This is a genomic window from Deinococcus sp. YIM 134068 (assembly GCF_036543075.1).
Classification (GTDB): Bacteria; Deinococcota; Deinococci; order Deinococcales; family Deinococcaceae; genus Deinococcus; species Deinococcus lichenicola.
This window is the reverse complement of sequence record NZ_JAZHPF010000013.1, coordinates 12,775-30,013: the sequence shown is the minus strand read 5'-3', so window position 1 is coordinate 30,013 and position 17,239 is coordinate 12,775. Positions and strand designations below refer to the sequence as shown.

General features: G+C 70.9%; 16 protein-coding genes. 11 read left to right on the top strand and 5 right to left on the bottom strand.

The genetic code is table 11. From position 1 onward, the window contains the following. Positions 1-79: 79 nt before the first annotated feature. Positions 80-502, bottom strand: a complete 423-nt coding sequence (locus tag V3W47_RS12935; protein WP_331825636.1) for a hypothetical protein — start codon at positions 500-502, stop codon at positions 80-82. A gap of 137 nt (positions 503-639) precedes the next feature. Next, on the bottom strand, positions 640-3,558 hold the full coding sequence (locus tag V3W47_RS12930) for an insulinase family protein (RefSeq protein WP_331825635.1): 2,919 nt from the start codon (positions 3,556-3,558) through the stop codon (positions 640-642). Between the two features lie 375 nt (positions 3,559-3,933). Between V3W47_RS12930 and V3W47_RS12925 the strand changes: the two genes are divergently transcribed. From V3W47_RS12925 to V3W47_RS12900, 6 genes are all read left to right on the top strand, one after another. Continuing rightward, positions 3,934-4,848, top strand: a complete 915-nt coding sequence (locus tag V3W47_RS12925; protein ID WP_331825634.1) for an Ig domain-containing protein — start codon at positions 3,934-3,936, stop codon at positions 4,846-4,848. Then, positions 4,845-5,663, top strand: coding sequence for a hypothetical protein (locus V3W47_RS12920; protein WP_331825633.1), 819 nt, complete (start codon positions 4,845-4,847; stop codon positions 5,661-5,663). The genes V3W47_RS12925 and V3W47_RS12920 overlap by 4 nt, the downstream gene beginning before the upstream one ends. Then, on the top strand, positions 5,660-6,193 hold the full coding sequence (locus tag V3W47_RS12915; RefSeq protein WP_331825632.1) for a hypothetical protein: 534 nt from the start codon (positions 5,660-5,662) through the stop codon (positions 6,191-6,193). Before V3W47_RS12920 ends, V3W47_RS12915 begins: the two co-directional genes overlap by 4 nt. A 327-nt stretch (positions 6,194-6,520) precedes the next feature. Continuing rightward, the gene (locus V3W47_RS12910; RefSeq protein ID WP_331825631.1) at positions 6,521-6,838 is read left to right on the top strand and encodes a hypothetical protein; all 318 of its coding nucleotides are present in this window, start codon (positions 6,521-6,523) and stop codon (positions 6,836-6,838) included. 24 nt (positions 6,839-6,862) lie between these two features. After that, a complete protein-coding gene (locus tag V3W47_RS12905) occupies positions 6,863-7,087 on the top strand; it encodes an RNA-binding S4 domain-containing protein (RefSeq protein WP_331825630.1) in 225 nt (74 codons plus the stop codon). Further along, a complete protein-coding gene (locus V3W47_RS12900) occupies positions 7,084-7,629 on the top strand; it encodes a DUF1684 domain-containing protein (RefSeq protein WP_331825629.1) in 546 nt (181 codons plus the stop codon). Before V3W47_RS12905 ends, V3W47_RS12900 begins: the two co-directional genes overlap by 4 nt. Positions 7,630-7,636: 7 nt before the next feature. Here the strand turns inward: V3W47_RS12900 and lepB are convergent, their stop codons facing one another. Next, entirely contained in the window at positions 7,637-8,263 is a 627-nt protein-coding gene (gene lepB / locus V3W47_RS12895) for a signal peptidase I (protein WP_331825628.1), read from the bottom strand. Between the two features lie 90 nt (positions 8,264-8,353). Between lepB and V3W47_RS12890 the strand changes: the two genes are divergently transcribed. Beyond that, positions 8,354-8,686, top strand: coding sequence for an FKBP-type peptidyl-prolyl cis-trans isomerase (locus V3W47_RS12890; RefSeq protein WP_331825627.1), 333 nt, complete (start codon positions 8,354-8,356; stop codon positions 8,684-8,686). Between the two features lie 135 nt (positions 8,687-8,821). Here the strand turns inward: V3W47_RS12890 and V3W47_RS12885 are convergent, their stop codons facing one another. Beyond that, positions 8,822-9,031, bottom strand: coding sequence for a hypothetical protein (locus V3W47_RS12885; protein WP_331825626.1), 210 nt, complete (start codon positions 9,029-9,031; stop codon positions 8,822-8,824). Between the two features lie 153 nt (positions 9,032-9,184). On the opposite strand from V3W47_RS12885, the gene V3W47_RS12880 reads away from it, so the two are divergent. From V3W47_RS12880 to V3W47_RS12870, 3 genes are all read left to right on the top strand, one after another. Next, positions 9,185-11,188, top strand: a complete 2,004-nt coding sequence (locus V3W47_RS12880; protein ID WP_331825625.1) for a beta-galactosidase — start codon at positions 9,185-9,187, stop codon at positions 11,186-11,188. Positions 11,189-11,270: 82 nt separating this feature from the next. Further along, entirely contained in the window at positions 11,271-12,392 is a 1,122-nt protein-coding gene (galT, locus tag V3W47_RS12875) for a galactose-1-phosphate uridylyltransferase (RefSeq protein ID WP_331825624.1), read from the top strand. Between the two features lie 67 nt (positions 12,393-12,459). Beyond that, positions 12,460-13,401 carry a nucleoside hydrolase gene (locus V3W47_RS12870; RefSeq protein ID WP_331825623.1) on the top strand — a complete coding sequence of 314 codons (942 nt, stop codon included), beginning with the start codon at positions 12,460-12,462 and terminating at the stop codon, positions 13,399-13,401. 162 nt (positions 13,402-13,563) lie between these two features. Here the strand turns inward: V3W47_RS12870 and V3W47_RS12865 are convergent, their stop codons facing one another. After that, positions 13,564-13,974 carry a M67 family metallopeptidase gene (locus V3W47_RS12865; RefSeq protein ID WP_331825622.1) on the bottom strand — a complete coding sequence of 137 codons (411 nt, stop codon included), beginning with the start codon at positions 13,972-13,974 and terminating at the stop codon, positions 13,564-13,566. A gap of 131 nt (positions 13,975-14,105) precedes the next feature. Here V3W47_RS12865 and V3W47_RS12860 point away from each other — a divergent pair, with 131 nt between their 5' ends. Then, positions 14,106-17,165: a DNA translocase FtsK gene (locus V3W47_RS12860; protein WP_331825621.1), complete on the top strand. Its 3,060-nt coding sequence runs from the start codon at positions 14,106-14,108 to the stop codon at positions 17,163-17,165. Positions 17,166-17,239: the final 74 nt, after the last annotated feature.

Genomic DNA, 17,239 nt, shown 5'->3' with positions numbered 1-17,239 from the left:
CGGTGAGTGGTGAGTAGGAAGTGGTGAGTGGAGGGACTGCCTTTTCCACTGACCACTGAACACTTCCCACTGACTCCCTTCAGAACCTCAGCAGCGCCCCCACCCGGAACGCCGTGCCCCGCCCGAAGTTCCCCTCCGCGAAGCCGGAGAACGGGCCGAGGAGGGAGAAGCGCGCACCCACCGTCGTCTTCACGTAGGGGCCGGAGGAATCGAGCGGCACGGCCACGCCCACGCCGCCGTAGGGCCGCAGCAGGAGCAGATTGACGCTCACGAGGGCGTCGGCCCCAACTTCCGTGGTGCCACTGCCGCCGAGTGGCGTGTCCAGGGTGGTGCGCCACTCCGCCTGCACGGGGCCGAAGCCCGTCAGCCGCCCGTACCCGCCCAGATGGACGCCGAAGTTCCCCGGCACGCTGCTGTAGCCCACCTGCACCCCGAACTGCTCCGCGCCCGCCGTCCCCGCCGCGAGGGCCGCGAGCGTCACCACCGTCCTCAGTCGTCGCATGGGGTCAGTGTCGCGGGGAGCCGTGCGTGCCGGATGTGAGGGGGCTGACTCGAATTGAGCGTGTGAGTCGCCGGGAAAAGCGAGGGGGAGACGCCCATGCACGTCTCCCCTCCCCTCCACAAGCGACAAGCCACGCGCTACGCGCTCCTCACCTCGAACCGCAGCCCCAGCCCCTCCGTGTCCGCGTTCGGGTCGCGGCCCGCAACGAGGGCGTATCCGGCGTTCTCCGGCTTCAGGTGAGCGTCCATCACGCGCTTCAGGTCGTCGAGCGTCACCCTCAGCAGGCGGGCCTTGTAGTCCTCCTGCACGTCGGGGGTGTATCCGGCCTGATCACCGTAGAAGCGCAGGCGGCCCACCGTGTCCGGGCTGGTGAGGGGATCGAGGGTCTTGCTCGCCGACAGCACGGCCTCGGTGAGTTCGCGCTCGGACAGGGGCGCGGTGTCGAGGAAGGCGCGGGCGTCCCGGAAGACCTCGTAGGTGCGGGTGATGTGGGGGTCGCGGTAGCTGCTCATCGTGAACACGCCTCCCCGCGCGTCGAAGCTTGCCCCGCCACCGTAAGCCCCGCCCTTCTCGCGGATTTCCTTAAGGAGGTATTCGGAGCGCAGCAGCCGCGACAGCACGAGGAGCGCCGGGCTGTCCGGGTGGGTGTAGGGCACGGTGCGGAAGGCGACCGCGTTGAAGGCGACCGGGGAATCCGCCGTCCGGGCCTGCGGGCCGCCCGTCAGCAGCCGGGGCGCGGGGTGGCCGGTGGGCGCGTCGCCCCCAAACCCACCCGTGATCGGCGTCAGGTCCAGATTCAGGTCCGCTTCCGTGGCGGTGAGGCAGATCAATGGTCGTCCGGCGAGGATCAGGTCGCGGATGCGGTTCAGGCGCTCCAGCAGGGCGTCCACCTCGTCCCCCTCCACGATGCGCTTGAGGGTGGCGAGGGCGGACAGACCGCTCAGGCGCTCCTCGATGCTCCCGGCGGGGCTGACCTGCGCGGCGGCGAGGCGTTCGGCATAGGCGCTGCCCGCGTTCACCACGCTCGCCTTGAGTCCAGAGAGGCGCTGCTTGAGCAGTTGCTCCAGCCGCTCGCGGGTGAACTCCGGCGCGGCGATCAGATCGCGCAGCAGGGCCACCAATTCGGCCCCGTTGCGGGCGAGCGCCTTGCCGCCAAAGGTGACGGACAGGCGCAACTCGTCGAGGCTGCCCGGCCCGCCGCCCATGCCGACGCTCGCGCTCACGCCGCCCGTGACGGCCTCGGTGCGGCGGGCGATGGCCGCGTAATCCTGGCCCGCCGCGCCGCTGCGGGTCACGGCGTAGGCGTACAGGGGCAGGGTCTCCAGCAATTCGTCCGGCAGCTCGGGCAATCTCACCCGCACGTCGAGGTAGGTCAGGCCCCCGGTGGGCTGCGGCACCCGGCCCACGAGGGCGCGGCCCAGTTCCTCGGTCGTGTACGGCGGGCGGGCCACGGTCGGCGGCACGTCCCCGAGGCCGAGGGTGGGGAGGACGTTGGGATCGCTCTCCTGCCCCTGAAGGGACTGGAGTTGCAGGCTCTCGCGGACGATGCGGGCGCGGTCCTCGTCGGTGAAGCCCGCGCTCAGGCGCTCCACGAGTTCGCGCTCGGCCTGCTCGGTGCGCGCGGCGAGGTCGGGGTCGGGCGCGAGGACGAGGGTGACGCGGTGAGGGTTGTCGAGCAGGTCGCGCTCGATCATCGGCTCGAACACGCGGCCTGCCCGCAGGTCCTCGCGCAGCCGTCCCAGCTCGGCCTCCAGCCGCAGGCCCGTCACCGGGTCGCCGCCGTACAGCCACGGCCCCATCAACCGGAACATGACCTGAAGGGCGTAGGGACTCCCGGCGTTGGACACCTCGCGCTGGGCGATCTCGAACTGGTGGAGGCTGCTCTCGATGAGGGCGGGGTCGATGCCGTCACGGGCGATTGTCCTCAGCATATCCAGCACGAGAGCCTGCACCTCCGCCGCGCGCCCGGCGCTCAGGCCCTTGAGACCCACCGCGAAGGCCGCCTCGCGGAAGTTGTCGCGGTAGCCGGAGAGGTCGGCCAGCGCGCTCCCCAGCCCCGACTCGATCAGCGGGCGGGTCAGCGGCGCGGCGGGGTTGCCGAGCAGCACGTCCGAGAGGACGCTCCAGCGCAGGTTGGCGTCGGGGTCGGTGCTGGGGCCGAGCTTCCACGCCACGCTGACCTGCCCGCCGCGCTCCACGTCGGTGCCAGGGTAGGTCACGTCCACCCGGCGCGGCTCCCGGAAGCCGGGCTGGTCGGGGATGCCCACGTCGAGCGTCTGCGGCGAGAAGCGCGAGAGGACGTGCCCCTCGATCTCGTCCAGCACCCGCCGCAGGTCCACCCGCCCGTAGGAGTAGAAAAAGGCGTTGCCGGGGTGGTAGTGCGCCGCGTGGAAGGCGCGCAGGCCCTCGTAGGTGAGATCGGGGATGTCCTCGGGGGAGCCGCCGGAGTTGTTCGCGTAGGTCAGGTCGGGGTACAGCGCCTTGCCGAACGCGCGGTACATCACCGAACCGGGGGCCGCCATCGCGCCCTTCATCTCGTTGTACACGACGCCCTGAAGCTTCAGCGGCGTGGTCGGATCATCCGCCGTCTCGAACTCGAAGCGGTGGCCGTCCTGCCGGAAGCTCTCGTAGCGCAGCAGCGGGAAGAAGGTGGCGTCGAGGTAGACCGAGAGGAGGTTGAAATAGTCCTTCTCGTTGCGGGTGGAAAAGGGGTAGGTCGTCCAGTCGTTCGCCGTCATCGCGTTCATGAAGGTGTTCAGCGAGCGCGGGATCATGGCGAAGAAGGGGTCGGGCACCGGGAAGCGCTGGCTGCCCATCAGGACGACGTGTTCGAGGATGTGCGCCACGCCGGTCGAGTCCCTGGGGACCGTCGGGAACGTCACCCCGAAGGCGAGGTTGTCGTCGTCGCGCGAGACGTGGGCGTGCCGGGCACCGAGGTCGTGGCGCAGCAGCACGAGGGTGCCCTGCATCTCGGGCAACGCCTCCACGCGCTCCACCGTGTAGCGTCCCAGCCGCTCGCCGGGCGTGGGGAGGGCGGGCAAGGGTTCGGTCGTCATGCAGCAGAGTTTAGCGCCGGGCCGTCACGAATCTTGGCGCACATGGCACGAAGGGCGGGGGGCGTGACCCCCAGAGGTTCTCCATGCGGGGTTCTGTCAGACCACCGGGGATGAAGGTTCATCCTCCGGCGGGGTTGTGTGATGGGCAGGCGGGGCTTGCCACCCCCCTCCTAGCCTGCCCACAAGGAGAGAGGAGCGAGAAGACGCAGCCATTCGCATTTCTCAAACACACGCTGAAGCTCACAGCTTCCCGGATATCTCGCTGGCCGCTGGAAGCTGGTCGCTGGCCGCCCCTCCCCCTCCCCCGCCACCTTCCCCCATTCCTCCCGGCGACCTGCCGCAAGAGGCTCATGAAAGGCCGCTAGACTGCCTGTCATGCGCAAGGCCACGCCCAGCGTGCTGCTGGTGTGCGGGGGGCTGCTCGTCTCCTGCGGCAGCACGACGAGTACGACCAGCACGACGGGGACGACCAGTACACGGGACGCCCTGTACTTCACGACGACGAGCCTGCCCGTCGCGTACCTCGCCGAGAGCTACGACACGACCCTCGTGGTGGCGGGCGGCGCGGGACCCTACGGAATGCGCGTCGGCTCCGGCACGCTGCCGCCGGGCCTGACCCTGCGGAACATGCGCCTGAGCGGTGCGCCGGGCAAGGTGGGCACCTACACCTTCACGCTGGAGGCGTCGGACGCCAACCTCAGCACGAAGGTCCAGAGCTACACCCTGAACGTGGGGGAGCTGCCCGCCCTGAGCTTCAAGCCGCAGCTTCCCACGGGCCAGATTCGCGGGGAGACGCGCGTGCCCCTGAACGTCACCGCGCCGCGTGCCGTGCGGGCCGCGCGCATGTCGTGGGACCTGCCCGAGGGCGTGGCTGTCACCCGTGTTCAACCTGCCGAGGGGGGCGGCGTCCTGTTCTGGAAGCAGGCGGGCCGCACCCTGACCGTGGACGTGGGCTTCAGGACGGTGCCGCGCAACGGGGCGCGGGTGGCCCTCGTGAGCGTGAAGCCGCCGAAGGCCGTCACCCTCGACGCGACCCGCTTCGCCTACGAGGCGCGCGACGGGACGGGCAAGGTGCTTGTGCAGGTGAAGATGCCGGAAGCCCCCAGGCCGCCCGCGACCACGCCCGCAACGGGGACGCCCGCGACTGGGACCTCCACGACGGGCACCTCCACGCCGACCACCGCCCCGACGGGCACCCCAGCCCCCTCCACCCCCACTGGAACGCCGACGACGCCGGACACCCCCACGCCGACTCCGCCCAACCCTCCCTCCAACGGGGGGCAACCGTGAGCCGCGCGCTGACGCTCCTCGCCGCCCTCGCCCTGAGCGCTCTCCCGCCCACCGCCGGGGCGACGACCGTTCCGCCGCTGACGCTGACGCAGCAGGCGAAAAAGGCCGAGATCATCCTGCGCGCCACGCCCGGCACGCCCTCCAACGTGACGGAGAACGGCGTGACGTGGCTCGCCTACCCCCTGACCGTGACCGAGGCCATCGTGGGCGACCCGGCCACCCTGCCGCAGCGGGAGGGCAAACCCGTGTTGTACGTGCTGGCGGGCGTGGAGGGCCTGCCGGAACTGCGCGCCGGACAGGAGGCGTTTTTCCTGCTCTACCGGGCGCGCATGGACAACCCCATCGTGGGCTTCACGCAGGGCATCTACCCGATAGAGAACGGGCGGGTGACGCGGCTGGGGGAGACGGCGAGGACGGAGACCACGACCCCTCCAGAGGCGCGGACGCCCCCGGCCCCCGGCACGACCGCGACCACGCCGACCGGGAACACGACGGCGGGCACGTCCACCCCCGCGACGGCCAGCGCAGATGCGGCCAACGCCGTTCCGCCCGTCCCCCCGACCGCCGCCAACTCCCCCGAGCCGAGCGCCGCCAACCCCAGCGGGGTCGCCACGCTGCCCCCCCCGAGTCCGCCCGTTGGGGGCACGCCGCCTGCCACAGCTCCCACGACGACCACGCCCGCCACAGCCACGACGACCCCGACACCTCCAGTAACCCCGCCCACTCCGACGCCCACGGCTCCCGACCCCAATGCCATCGAGAGCGACCCGGCCCGGTTCCGAGCGGCCCTGCTCGCCGCGAGGGGTGGGCAATGAGACGCGCCCTCACGCTCGCATGCGCCCTCGTCCTGGGGGGTGCTCATGCCGCCACCGTCAAGCTGCGGCCTCAGGGGGCGGAGCTGACCAAAGCCGTGCAGGACGCCCTCGCCGTGCTGAACACGAAGGAGAATCCCGTCACGCTGGACACCAGCGGCGGCCCGGTCCTCGTCGTGGGGGGCAGCGGCGCGACCGCCGGGGTCGCCTTCAACCCGGACGTGGTGGCCCGGACGGTCGGCACGGGGAACGAGCGGCGCATCGAACTCAACCCGCAGGGGCCGCTGCCGCTCGCGCAGGCCATCCGCTCGGCCCTCGCCGACGAACTCGGCCTGAAGGAGTGGACGCCCGCCGCCGCCCGCGCCCGCCTGAGCGGGGCCGACCTCAACGGCGACGGCGCGATTGACCTGACCGACCTCGCCCTCCTGATGAACAACTACGGCAAGAGCGGCGTGACCGTGGGCGACCTCAATCAGGACCGCAAGGTGGACGACGCGGACGTGAGATTGTTCGGCGCGCAGTACAAGCCTTGAGCGAACGGGTGTTCGGGGGGGTACTGGAGGCAGCGTTCCAGATCACTAGGTGGGGATGAGTGCTGGCCGTTCAAGTGAGTCAGTGGACGGGCGAACTTCGCATAGGCGACACGCTCATCGTCACACGACCCGATGGCCCTTCCCATCTTTGTCAGGTCGCGGACCTTCCCCAGTACCCCCGCTTTTCCCCACCGAGACCGGACCCACCGCCAGCCTTCCTGATTCGAGGTTGGACGCCTAAGCCGTCTCCTGATGATTGGAAGGGCGCGACCGTCGTCCTCACACCCGACGCCGACCCCTGACCCCCTCCCCTGCTACCCTGCCCCCATGACCCAGCGCGACATGCGCCCAGACGCCAAGGAGGCCAGAGCATTTGAGGGAGTGCTGGAGGCGGCGTTCCGGATCACGGGGCGGGGGTGGGTATTGGCCGTCGGCTCTCACAGCGGCGTCTTGAGGGTCGGGGACGCGGTACGGTTGGAACATCCCGACCACCCGGCTCAGGTCGTTCGTGTCGCGGGTCTGGAGATCGTCGCGCGGCGCGGCCCTGAACTCCCGTCCCAGACTGCCTTTCTCATCCGTGATTGGCCCGCCGATCTGCCGCCTCCCTCCTGGCTGGGAGCGACAGTCACGCTCCACCCCTCCTGACCCCTCCCCTGTTACCCTGCCCCCATGACCTATGACGACGCCCGGCCTGAGCGCGAGGAGCGCGACACCATCGACCTTCAGGACTTTCTCAAGCTGCGCGGGATGGTGGAGACGGGCGGCGAGGCGAAGTTCCGGGTGCAGGGCGGCGAGGTGCGGCTCAACGGGGTGATCGAGACGCGGCGGCGTAAGAAGCTGCGACGGGGCGACATCGTGGAGTACGCGGGCGAGCGCGTGCGGGTGGACTGGTGACGGCGGACGCCCACGCGCGGGCCATCGCCGACTTCCGCCGTCGCAAGGACGAGCATTTCTTGGCGGGGCGCGGGCCATTGAAGGGTGAGGAATTGGGGAGCTTCCGGGGCCTGAGCTACTACCCGCCCGACTCCGCCTGGAGCTTCACCGTACCCGTGGAGCGCGCGGACGGGACGGAGGTCACGCTGGGCACGAATACGGGCGAGACGCGCGTGATGGCCCGCTTCGGCACGGTGACGGTGGAGTTACCGGGCGGACCACACACCCTCACCCTGTATGCCCCTTCCGGCGACGAGGCACCCGCGCGGGTCTTCGTCCCCTTCCGCGACGCGACGAGCGGGCCGGAGACCTACGGGGCCGGGCGGTATCTGGACGCGCCGCTGAACGGGGACGCCGAGGGTGGGTTCAGCGTCCAGCTCGACTTCAACCTCGCCTATCACCCCTACTGCGCCTACGGGGAGGGATGGACCTGTCCCCTGCCACCCCGCGAGAACTGGCTGACCCAGCCCATTCCTGCCGGGGAGCGGCTGCCGGACGCCTGACGCCCGCTCAAGGTCCGACCCGCCCCGGATTCGGCCACAACCGCACGTTGGCAGGTCCGGCGGCATCCCGCAGGTCCACCGGGCCGTAGGAGCGGGAGTCCAGACTTTCCCCGACGAGGCGGTTGTCGCCCAGCACCCAGACCTTGCCGGGCGGCACCCTCAACGCGGGCTGGTCGGAGAGCACGCCGTCATTGACGTAGCTTTCGGCCAGGACCCGCCCGTTCACGATCACGCGCCCGCCCGTGATGGCGACCGTCTCGCCGGGGAGGGCCAGCACCCGCTTGACGTTGTAGGGGCGGTGACGCACGCCCCACACGGTCGCGTAGCTGTAGGGGCTGTCCGCCGGGGCTTTGAAGATCAGCACGTCGCCCCGGCGCGGGTAAGGGGTGGGCAGGCCCCACGCCCGCAGCCAGCGCGGATATTTGAGCAGCAGCAGCAGGTCGCCGTGGCGCAGGGTCGGATTCATGCTGTCGCCGTTCACCCGCGCGAAGGTGCCTATGAAGGTCGTCACCGCCCAGACGGGGAGCAGCGCCCCCACGATCCACACCCGCCAGAAGGTCCGCCACTCCCCGGAAGCCGTGCGTGCTGGACTCCCGGAGGTCGGGCGGCGGGGCACGGGCGTCACGCGGGGCATGGTAGCAGCGGCTCACGGGGCGGGCACGCCGCCTTCACCCGCGCTTCACGGTCCGGTCAGGGGCGGGGGGTGGGGCTTAGGCTGGAGGGCATGACCGGACAGGAACTGATCGTCGACAAGTACGAGGAGGGCAGCGGCACGCCCGCCTCTCCCGGCAAGACCGTGCGCGTCCACTACACGGGCACGTTGGAGAGCGGCCAGAAGTTCGACTCCAGCCGCGACCGGGGCGAACCCATCGAGTTTCCGCTGGGCGTCGGCTACGTCATCCCCGGTTGGGATCAGGGCATCGCGCAGCTGCGGGTGGGAGACAAGGCAAAGTTGACCATCCCCGCGCACCTTGGTTACGGGGCGGCGGGCGTTCCGGGTGTGATTCCGCCGAATGCCACCTTGATTTTCGACGTGGAACTGGTGGACGTGCGGTAGGGAACAGCGGCCAGTCGCCAGCTTCCAGCAGCCAGCGAAAGATCGACATGTGCGTCTGCGCCCCCATCGCTCCGGAGGCCCAATAAACGACGCCCCACACCGAAGAAAGGGTGTGGGGCATTCTCGTCGCTCCCTTCAGCCCCCGCCGCGCCCCACGTCGTCGGTGCCGACCATGTTGCCCTCGCCGTCCACCCGGCCCTCCTCCACCATGCTGATGTCGGCGGTGCCGGGGCTGTCCTGCACGGTGTCGCCCTGGGGGGTGGGCGACTGGGTGGCGCTCTCCGAATCGGTGCTGCGTTGGGACTGCGGGGCGTCCGTCTGCTCGTCGCTGGTGTGTCCGGTCATGGGGGCAGCGTAGGCGGGCGCGGCGGGGGGAGCGTGTGCCGGGCGTGAAGCGGCGTTTACGGCGTCCACCCGATTGAACGCCTTGCCCTGCTCCCCGTAAGCTCCGGGGACGACGACCGCTCCAGCCCGCCCTCTCCCCGATAGGACTCCACCATGACCTCATCCAATGCTGCGCCCCACCTCCTCCTGGGCAGTTGCGACTACCCCGAACACGTGCCGCGTGACCGCTGGGAGAGCTACGCCCGGCAGCAACGCGACCTCGGCCTGAGCTTCGTCCGCATCGCCGAGTTCGCGTGGAGCCGGATAGAACCGCGCCCCGGCGAGTACGACTGGGCGTGGCTGGACGAGGCGGTGGAGGCGTACCACGCGGCGGGCTTACGGGTCGTGCTGTGTACGCCGACGGCGACCCCCCCCGCGTGGCTGGTGCGTGCCCATCCCGAACTCCTGCCCGTGGACGAGGAGGGCCGCGTGCGGGAGTTCGGCTCGCGGCGACATTACGATTTCGCCTCCCCCGTGTACCGGGAACACTCGCGGCGCATCACGCGGGCGCTGGCAGAACGGTACGGGGGGCATCCGGCGGTCGCGGGGTGGCAGACCGACAACGAGTTCGGCTGCCACGGCACCGCCCGCTCCTACGGCGGGGCGAGCGCGGCGGCCTTTCCGGGCTGGCTGCGAGGGCGCTACGGCACGCTGGACGCGCTGAACGAGGCGTGGGGCAACGTCTTCTGGAGCATGGAGTACACGGACTGGGACCAGATCAGGCCGCCCAATCTGACCGTGACGGAGGCGAACCCGTCTCACATCCTCGACTTCTACCGCTTCTGCTCGGACATGATTGCTGAGTTTCAGGCCGAACAGGTCGCCCTCTTGCGGGAGCTGTCGCCGGGCCGCTTCGTCACCCACAACTTCATGATCTTCGAGAGCGGCTTCGACCATTACAAGGTGGCCGAGGGCCTGGACTTCGCCACCTGGGACAACTACCCGACCGGGATGCTGGAGCACTTCGCCCCCACCACGGTCAGCGAGGCGGAGAAAACCCGCTTTGCGCGGACGGGGCATCCCGATCTGGTGGGGTGGAACCATGACGTGTACCGGGGGATGTTAGGAGGAGCGGGAAGGCTGGGACGGGAGGGCGCGGGCACCACCCCCGGCTTCTGGGTGATGGAGCAGCAGTGCGGGCAGGTCAACTGGGCACCCTTCAACCCGCTGCCCGCCGACGGGGCGGTGGCGCTGTGGACGGCGCAGGCGTGGGCACACGGGGCCGACGTGGTGAGCTACTTCCGCTGGCGGGCCGCCACGATGGCCCAGGAGGTCCTCCACTCGGGGCTTCTCCGGCACGACGAGACGCCGGACCGGGGGCATGCGGAGGTCGCCGGACTGGACCTTCCCACTTTCCCGCTCGGCGAGGTGCCCGCGCGGGTGGCCCTCCTCCACGACTACGAGAGCCTGTGGCTGATGGACGTGCAGCCGCATAGCGCCAGCCTGAGCTACTGGGGACAGACGGTCGCGTACTACATGGCTCTGCGCTCGCTCGGGGTGGACGTGGACATCGTTCACGCGGACGCGGACCTGAGCGGCTACGCAGTGGCCGTCGCTCCAGCGATCACGCTCGTCACGGCGGAACGGGCGGCGCGGTGGAGGGCGGCGGTGGAGGGCGGCGTGGCGCTCGTCTGCGGGCCGCGAACGGGCTTCCGCACCGGGAGCGGGGGAACGTGGGCGGACGGTCAACCGGGACCGCTCGCGGAGGTGCTGAGCGTCCGGCTGTTGCAGTTCGACTCGCTCCGGCCCGGCCTGACCCAGACGGTGCGCGGGGCGGGCGGTGACTTCGAGGCCCACGCGTGGGCGGAGAGCTACCGCCTCACGGGGGCGGAGGCTACTCACACCTACGTCGGCGGCCCGCAGGATGGTCAACCCGCCGTAACGAGGCGCGGGCGGGTGACGGTGATCGGGGCGCACTCCGAATCTCTCATCAAGGACGTATTGCGGGACGTGCTGGCAGAGGCGGGCGTCCCGACCGAGGACCTCCCCGACGGTGTGCGCCTCAGCCGCCGGGCGGGCGTGACCCTCGTGCAGAACTGGAACCCGGAGGCCGTGACGTGGCGGGGCCGGACGCTCGCGCCCGTGAGCTTCGAGGTGGTGGCGGAGGACGGGGAGTAGGGCTTTCTGACGACCGGGCTGGGTGTGACCGTCACACTGGGGGCGGACCCGGTTAACGTAGGTCCATGCGAACGGAGCGACCATGACCGACGCCCCCTCCACGGACACCCCTCAACCCTTCTATCAAGCCGACCTCGTGAAGCCCGACGGGCGCGAATTAACGCTGTACGGGCTGGACCTTGTGCAGGTGGATTCCGAGGTCCCCACCCCCGGCGACCCGGTGGAGGCCCGGCCCGTGATGCGCTGGCATCCCCTTCGCGCCGAGTGGGTGATGTACGCGGCGCACCGCCTGAACCGCACCTTCCTGCCGCCACCCGACTACAACCCGCTGGCCCCCACCCGCGACCCCGCGCACCCCACCGAGCTGCCGCGCGGCGTGTACGACCTCGCGGTGTTCGAGAACCGCTTTCCCAGCCTGACCCTCACGGCACCCGGTCCCGACGCGACTCCGAACGTTGAAGTGCAGGCGGGCGTGGGCCGCTGCGAGGTCGTCGTCTTCAGCCAGAACCCCGAGGGCCGCCTCGCCGACCTGACGCCGGAGGGGATGGCGCTGCTGCTGGAGGTCTGGGCCGACCGCACGACCCGCCTCGCGGCGACGGGGAAAATCAGGAGTGTCCTCGCCTTCGAGAACCGGGGGGTGGAGGTCGGCGTGACCCTGCACCACCCGCACGGGCAGATTTACGCCTACAACCACATTCCGCCCGTGCAGGCGCGGCTGCTGGCGTCGGCGCAGGCGTACCAGCAGAAGAACGGGCGTCCGTGGCTCGCCGATTTCGTGGCCGGGGAGCGGGAGGCCGGGCTGCGCGTCCTGCGCGACGAGGGCGCGGCCCTGAGCGTCGTGCCGCCCTTCGCCCGCTACACCTACGAGACGTGGGTGCTGCCCGCCCGCCCCGTCTCCCTCCTGAGCGAACTGAGCGCTGAGGAAAAGGCTGCGTTCGCCCGCGTGCTGAAAGACGCCCTGCTGCGGCTGGACGCCCTCTTCGGCGTGCGGATGCCCTACCTCCTCACGTTGCATCAGGCCCCGGTGGGCGGCGAGGCTCACCCGGAGTTCCCCCTCCACATCGAGATTTACCCGTATCTTCGCGCGCCGGGCCGCATGAAGTACCTCGCCGGAACCGAGCAGGGCGCGGGCGAGTTCGCCAACGACAAGCTGCCGGAGGTGGCGGCGCGGGAGCTGCGGGAGGTGACGACCGGGGAGGGATGAGGCTCCGGCCCCTCCTCATCACTCATCCCCCATCTCTCATCACTTCTCCCCCACCTACAATGCCCGCGTGACCCGTTCTCCCCTGCCCATCCTCCTCGACGGCGACCCCGGCCTCGACGACGCCATCGCCTGGCTGCTGGCGCTGGCGAGTGGCGAGGACGTGCGGGTTCTCGGCGTCACGACCGTCCACGGCAACGTCGGCCTGCCCCTCACCACGCATAACGCGGGGGTCACGCTGGCGCTGGCGGGGGCGAGCGTGCCCGTGTACGCCGGGGCGGACCGCCCGCTCGTGCGCCCGCCCATGACAGCGGCGAAGGTTCACGGGGACAGCGGCCTCCCCGCCGCCGACCTGCCGGAACCCGCGCGGGCACCCGAGGCCGAACACGCGGTGGACTTTCTCATTCGCACCGTGCGGGAGCGGCCCGGCGAGGTCACGCTCGTCGCCACCGGGCCGCTGACGAACGTGGCGCTCGCCTTCCGGCTGGCCCCCGAGTTACCCCTGTTGCTACGTGAGGTCGTGTGGATGGGCGGCAGCACCGGGCAGGGCAACCGCACCCCCTCCGCCGAGTTCAACGCGCTCGCCGACCCGCACGCCGTCAAGATCGTGCTGGAGTCAGGTGCGCGGGTGCGGATGTTCGGCCTGAACGTCACCATGCAGGTCATCGCCACCCCGGAGCGGCTGGACGCCCTGCGCGCGCTGGGCAACCGCGCCGGGGCCGTGAGCGCCGAACTCCTCACCTTCTACGCCGGGGTGTACCGCAAACGCTACGGCCTGAGCGGCGGTGCCCTCCACGACCCACTCGCCGTCGCCGCCGTGCTGCGCCCCGGCCTGTGCGAGATGCGGCCCATGTCCGTGGCAGTGGAGACGGCGGAGGGCCTGAACCTCGGGCGGACGGTGTGCGACCTGTACGGCGTGACGGGTCAGCCCGCCAATGCCGAGGTCGCCGTGGGCGTGGATGTGGAGGGCGTCTTCGGGCTGCTGCTGGAGCGGCTGGGGCGGCTGCCGTAGGGGAAGCCGTCAGCTTTCAGCCATCAGCAGAACGCAGGAGGAACTTTCTTTTTGCTCCTCCCCTTGAGGGGGGAGGCTGGGAGGGGGTGAACGGGCAGGGCCACCCAGAACATCTGATTTCAACAGTCCAACAATCTCCTGCCCACAAACAAAGCTGCCCCCTCAACCCTCCTCCCGTCCCCCCACAATCGGCACCGTCTCCCCCCCCGGCAGGCGGTAGGCAACCAGCGTGCGGGTACTCAAGTCAGCAATCACATAGGGCACCGGATACGCGGCGAGACGCAGGTCGGTGGGGCTGGGCCGGGCCGGGCCGTGCGGGTGGCTGTGGTACAGGGCCACGAGGGTCAAGCCGCCCGCGTGCATGGCCCGCAGCGCCCGCAGGAGGTGGCCGGGGTCGGCGAGGTAGTGGCGCTCCGGGTCGGGCGCGATGTTGGACAGGGGATAGAGGGCGACCGCTTCCGCCCCCTCCGGCCCGGCATGACCGCCAAGCGCCCCGACACACTCACGTGGGGCTTCGCGCTCGGCGTGTGCCCACAGGGCGGCTTCGAGCGGCGGCGGGAGGAGGAGGGCCACGGGGTCATTATCGGGGCGGGGACCGGAGATCTGGCGGAGGAAACGTGACGACCTCCACACACTGCCCGACCTGAAAACCTGCGCCTAGCGCGGGCGGGAGTGAACTGCCCCGGTGGGATACACTGCGGCCTATGGCGAAGGCTCGTGCAAAAAGTGCCCCTCCGGTGAACCGTTTCGATGGGGAGGCGCTGGGGCTGGTGCTGTTCGCGCTGGGGATTTTCGTGGCGGTCACGCTGACCCTGCCCCAGGTCGCGGAGGGCGGATTCATGACGGGGGCGCGGGAGGCGCTCGTCGGGTGGCTGGGCTGGGGCGCGTACCTGCTGCCCGTGGTGCCCATCGCCTACGGGGTGCTCGTCTTCCTCGGGCGAGACCTCAAGGGCCTGACCCGGCGCGTGCTCGGCGGGATGGTCGTGGTGGCGTCGCTGCTCGCGCTCCACGAGACCTTCGCCCCCGGCCTCGCGGGTGCGGGCGCGGCGTGGGCGATGCGTCCGCTGCTGGAGGCGCTGAGCTACGCGGCGGCACTCTTCCCGCTCGTCACCCTCACGCTGGGGCTGGAGATCATGCTGCGGCTGCGGCCCCTCACGCTCCTCAAGGGGCTGTTCCGCCGCCTGAGCGTGCTGCTGGGTGGAGCCACGACCCAGGTGCAGGGCGTCATCGAGACCCGGCAGGAGGGGCGCGAGGCGGCGCGGGCGCGGGCGGGGGTGCGGCAGGGCCTCGCCGCGCAGGCCCGCGACCTCGAATCGCTGCGCCGCCTCTACCCGGAGGCGCGCGAGCTGACCGTGCTGGAGGAGGAGGTCCGCACCGCCCGGCGCGAGGTGCGCGGGCTGGACGAACCCGGCCTGAAGCACCTCGAGGCCGAGCTGGGCCACTGGCGCGAGGGCGCGGCCACCTTCGCGCGGGGCGCGGCGCGCGACCTGCGGGAGGCCGTCTCCCGCGAGGCCCAGGGCGCGGGCGCGGCGGCGGAGGCCGTGGCGAACGAGGTCCGAGGGGGACGCCACGAGCTGAGCGTGGAGTTGCCGAGCACGCTGGCGAGCGGGGCGCTGGAGCGGCTGCGCCGGGGCCTCGTCGCCGACCTCCAGCGCCTCGCCGGACGGGCCGGGCGGCTGGAGCGCGAGCGGCAGGCCGCCGAGCGGGCGCTGACGAAGGCCGATGCCACCCTCCTCACGCGCGAGCAGCCCGCCCACCGGGAGCGCGAGCGGGTGTGGCGTGAGGTGGCCGAGGACTTCACCGCGTGGAAGGGGCGCGAGCGGCACTATCCGGGCTGGCCCGACCTCGCCGCCGCCTTCGACCGGGCACCCACCGAGGTCGCCGCCGCCCTCGCCGAGGCGCTGGCGAGCGACCCGGACGGCACCCTCGCCGCGCAGGAGGAGTGGCGTGCCCGCCTCGCCCGCGCGCAGGAGGAGGCGCTGGGGCGGGTGCAGGCGATGTCCGCGCGTCCGGGGAGTTTCTCGGAGCTGGACTTCGACTTCACGGGAAGGGCGGACGCCACCCAGCAAGGGGACGACGAGGACGGAGAGGACCGCACGCCCGTCGCCCTCGCCGCCTCCACCACCGTCCTGAGCGCCATGCCGTCCCGCGCCGCCGAGCCGATGCTGGGCACACAGGGAGTGCAGGCGATGCCGACGGGTGCGCCCCCCCGCCGCGCCCCCCAGATCACGCTGGATCAGGAGGACGAGGACGGTGCCGCCCCGTGGGAGAGCGCCCAGCCCGAGAAACGCCGTCCCTCCCAGGGTGCCCTCGACCTCGCCCTGCCGGGCTATGAGCTGCTCGACCCGCTGCCGTCCGGCCCGGCCAACCCGGCGGCGCTCGACGTGGTGGCGCGGCAGCGGGCGGCGATCATCGACCAGACGCTGCGGCACTTCAACCTCCAGGCGCGGGTGGTGGATTTCGCGCGTGGGCCGACCGTCACGCGCTACGAGATCGAACCCGCCCCCGGCGAGAAGATCAGCCGCATCGCCTCGCTGTCCAACGACCTCGCCCGCGCGCTCGCGGTGGGCGGCGTGCGCGTGGAGGCCCCCGTGCCCGGCAAGAGCGTGATCGGGCTGGAGGTGCCCAACACCGAGCGCGAACCCGTCACCTTCCATCAGGCAGCGGCGGCCCCCACCTTCCGCGACACGCGGGCGCGGCTGCCCATCATCCTGGGCAAGAGCATCGACGGGGCGCTGATGGTGGGCGACCTCGCCAAGATGCCCCACCTCCTGATTGCGGGGTCCACAGGGTCGGGCAAATCGGTGTGCGTGAACACGCTGATCATCTCGCTGCTCTACCGCTACCTGCCCACCGAGCTGCGCTTCCTGATGATCGACCCCAAGATGGTGGAACTTACCCCCTACGACGGGATTCCCCACCTCGTCCGGGCAGTCGTGACCAACCCGACGGACGCGGCGGGCGTGCTGCTCGGGGCCGTGGCGCACATGGAGCGGCGCTACAAGATGATGAGTCAGGTCGGGGCCAAGAATCTGGAGCAGTACAACGCCAAGATGCGGCAGGTCGGCGACGTGGAGCTGCCCCACCTCGTCATCATCATCGACGAGCTGGCGGACCTGATGATCACCTCGCCGAAGGAGGTGGAGTCGGCGATCATGCGGCTGGCGCAGATGGCCCGCGCGACGGGGATGCACCTCGTCCTCGCCACCCAGCGCCCCTCGGTGGACATCCTGACCAACCTCATCAAGGTGAACGTGCCCGCGCGCATCGCCTTCGCGGTGTCGAGCAGCCACGACTCGCGCACCATCCTCGACTCGGTGGGGGCCGAGCGCCTGACCGGCATGGGCGACATGCTGTTCTACCAGCCGGGCCTCATCAAAGCCGTGCGCCTTCAGGGACCGTACATCAGCGAGGTGGAGTCCGCCCGCGTCAGCGACGAGCTGCGGCGGCAGGTCTTCGACGACCGCTTCGTGGAGGACTACGGCGCGGACTTCGACGGCGCGGTCTCCGCGAGCGGCCCCAGCACCGACAAGGGCAACATGGACTTCTCCGACCCGCACCTGCGCCAGGCCGCGCTGATCTGCATCGAGGAGGGCCAGGGCAGCGTCTCGCGGCTGCAACGCCGCCTCTCGGTCGGCCACGCCCGCGCGGGCAAGCTGATGGACATGCTGGAGGCGATGGGCATCGTCTCCAAGCACCAGGGGAGCAAGCCGCGCGAGGTGCTGATCACCGAGGCCGATCTGCCGGAGTATTTCGGCAAGTAGGACACGACGAGGGGCCGGGGGAGCTGGGGCGGCGTTGCCTTCCTCCCCCGGCTCCTTTTGCAAGGCGTAGGCGG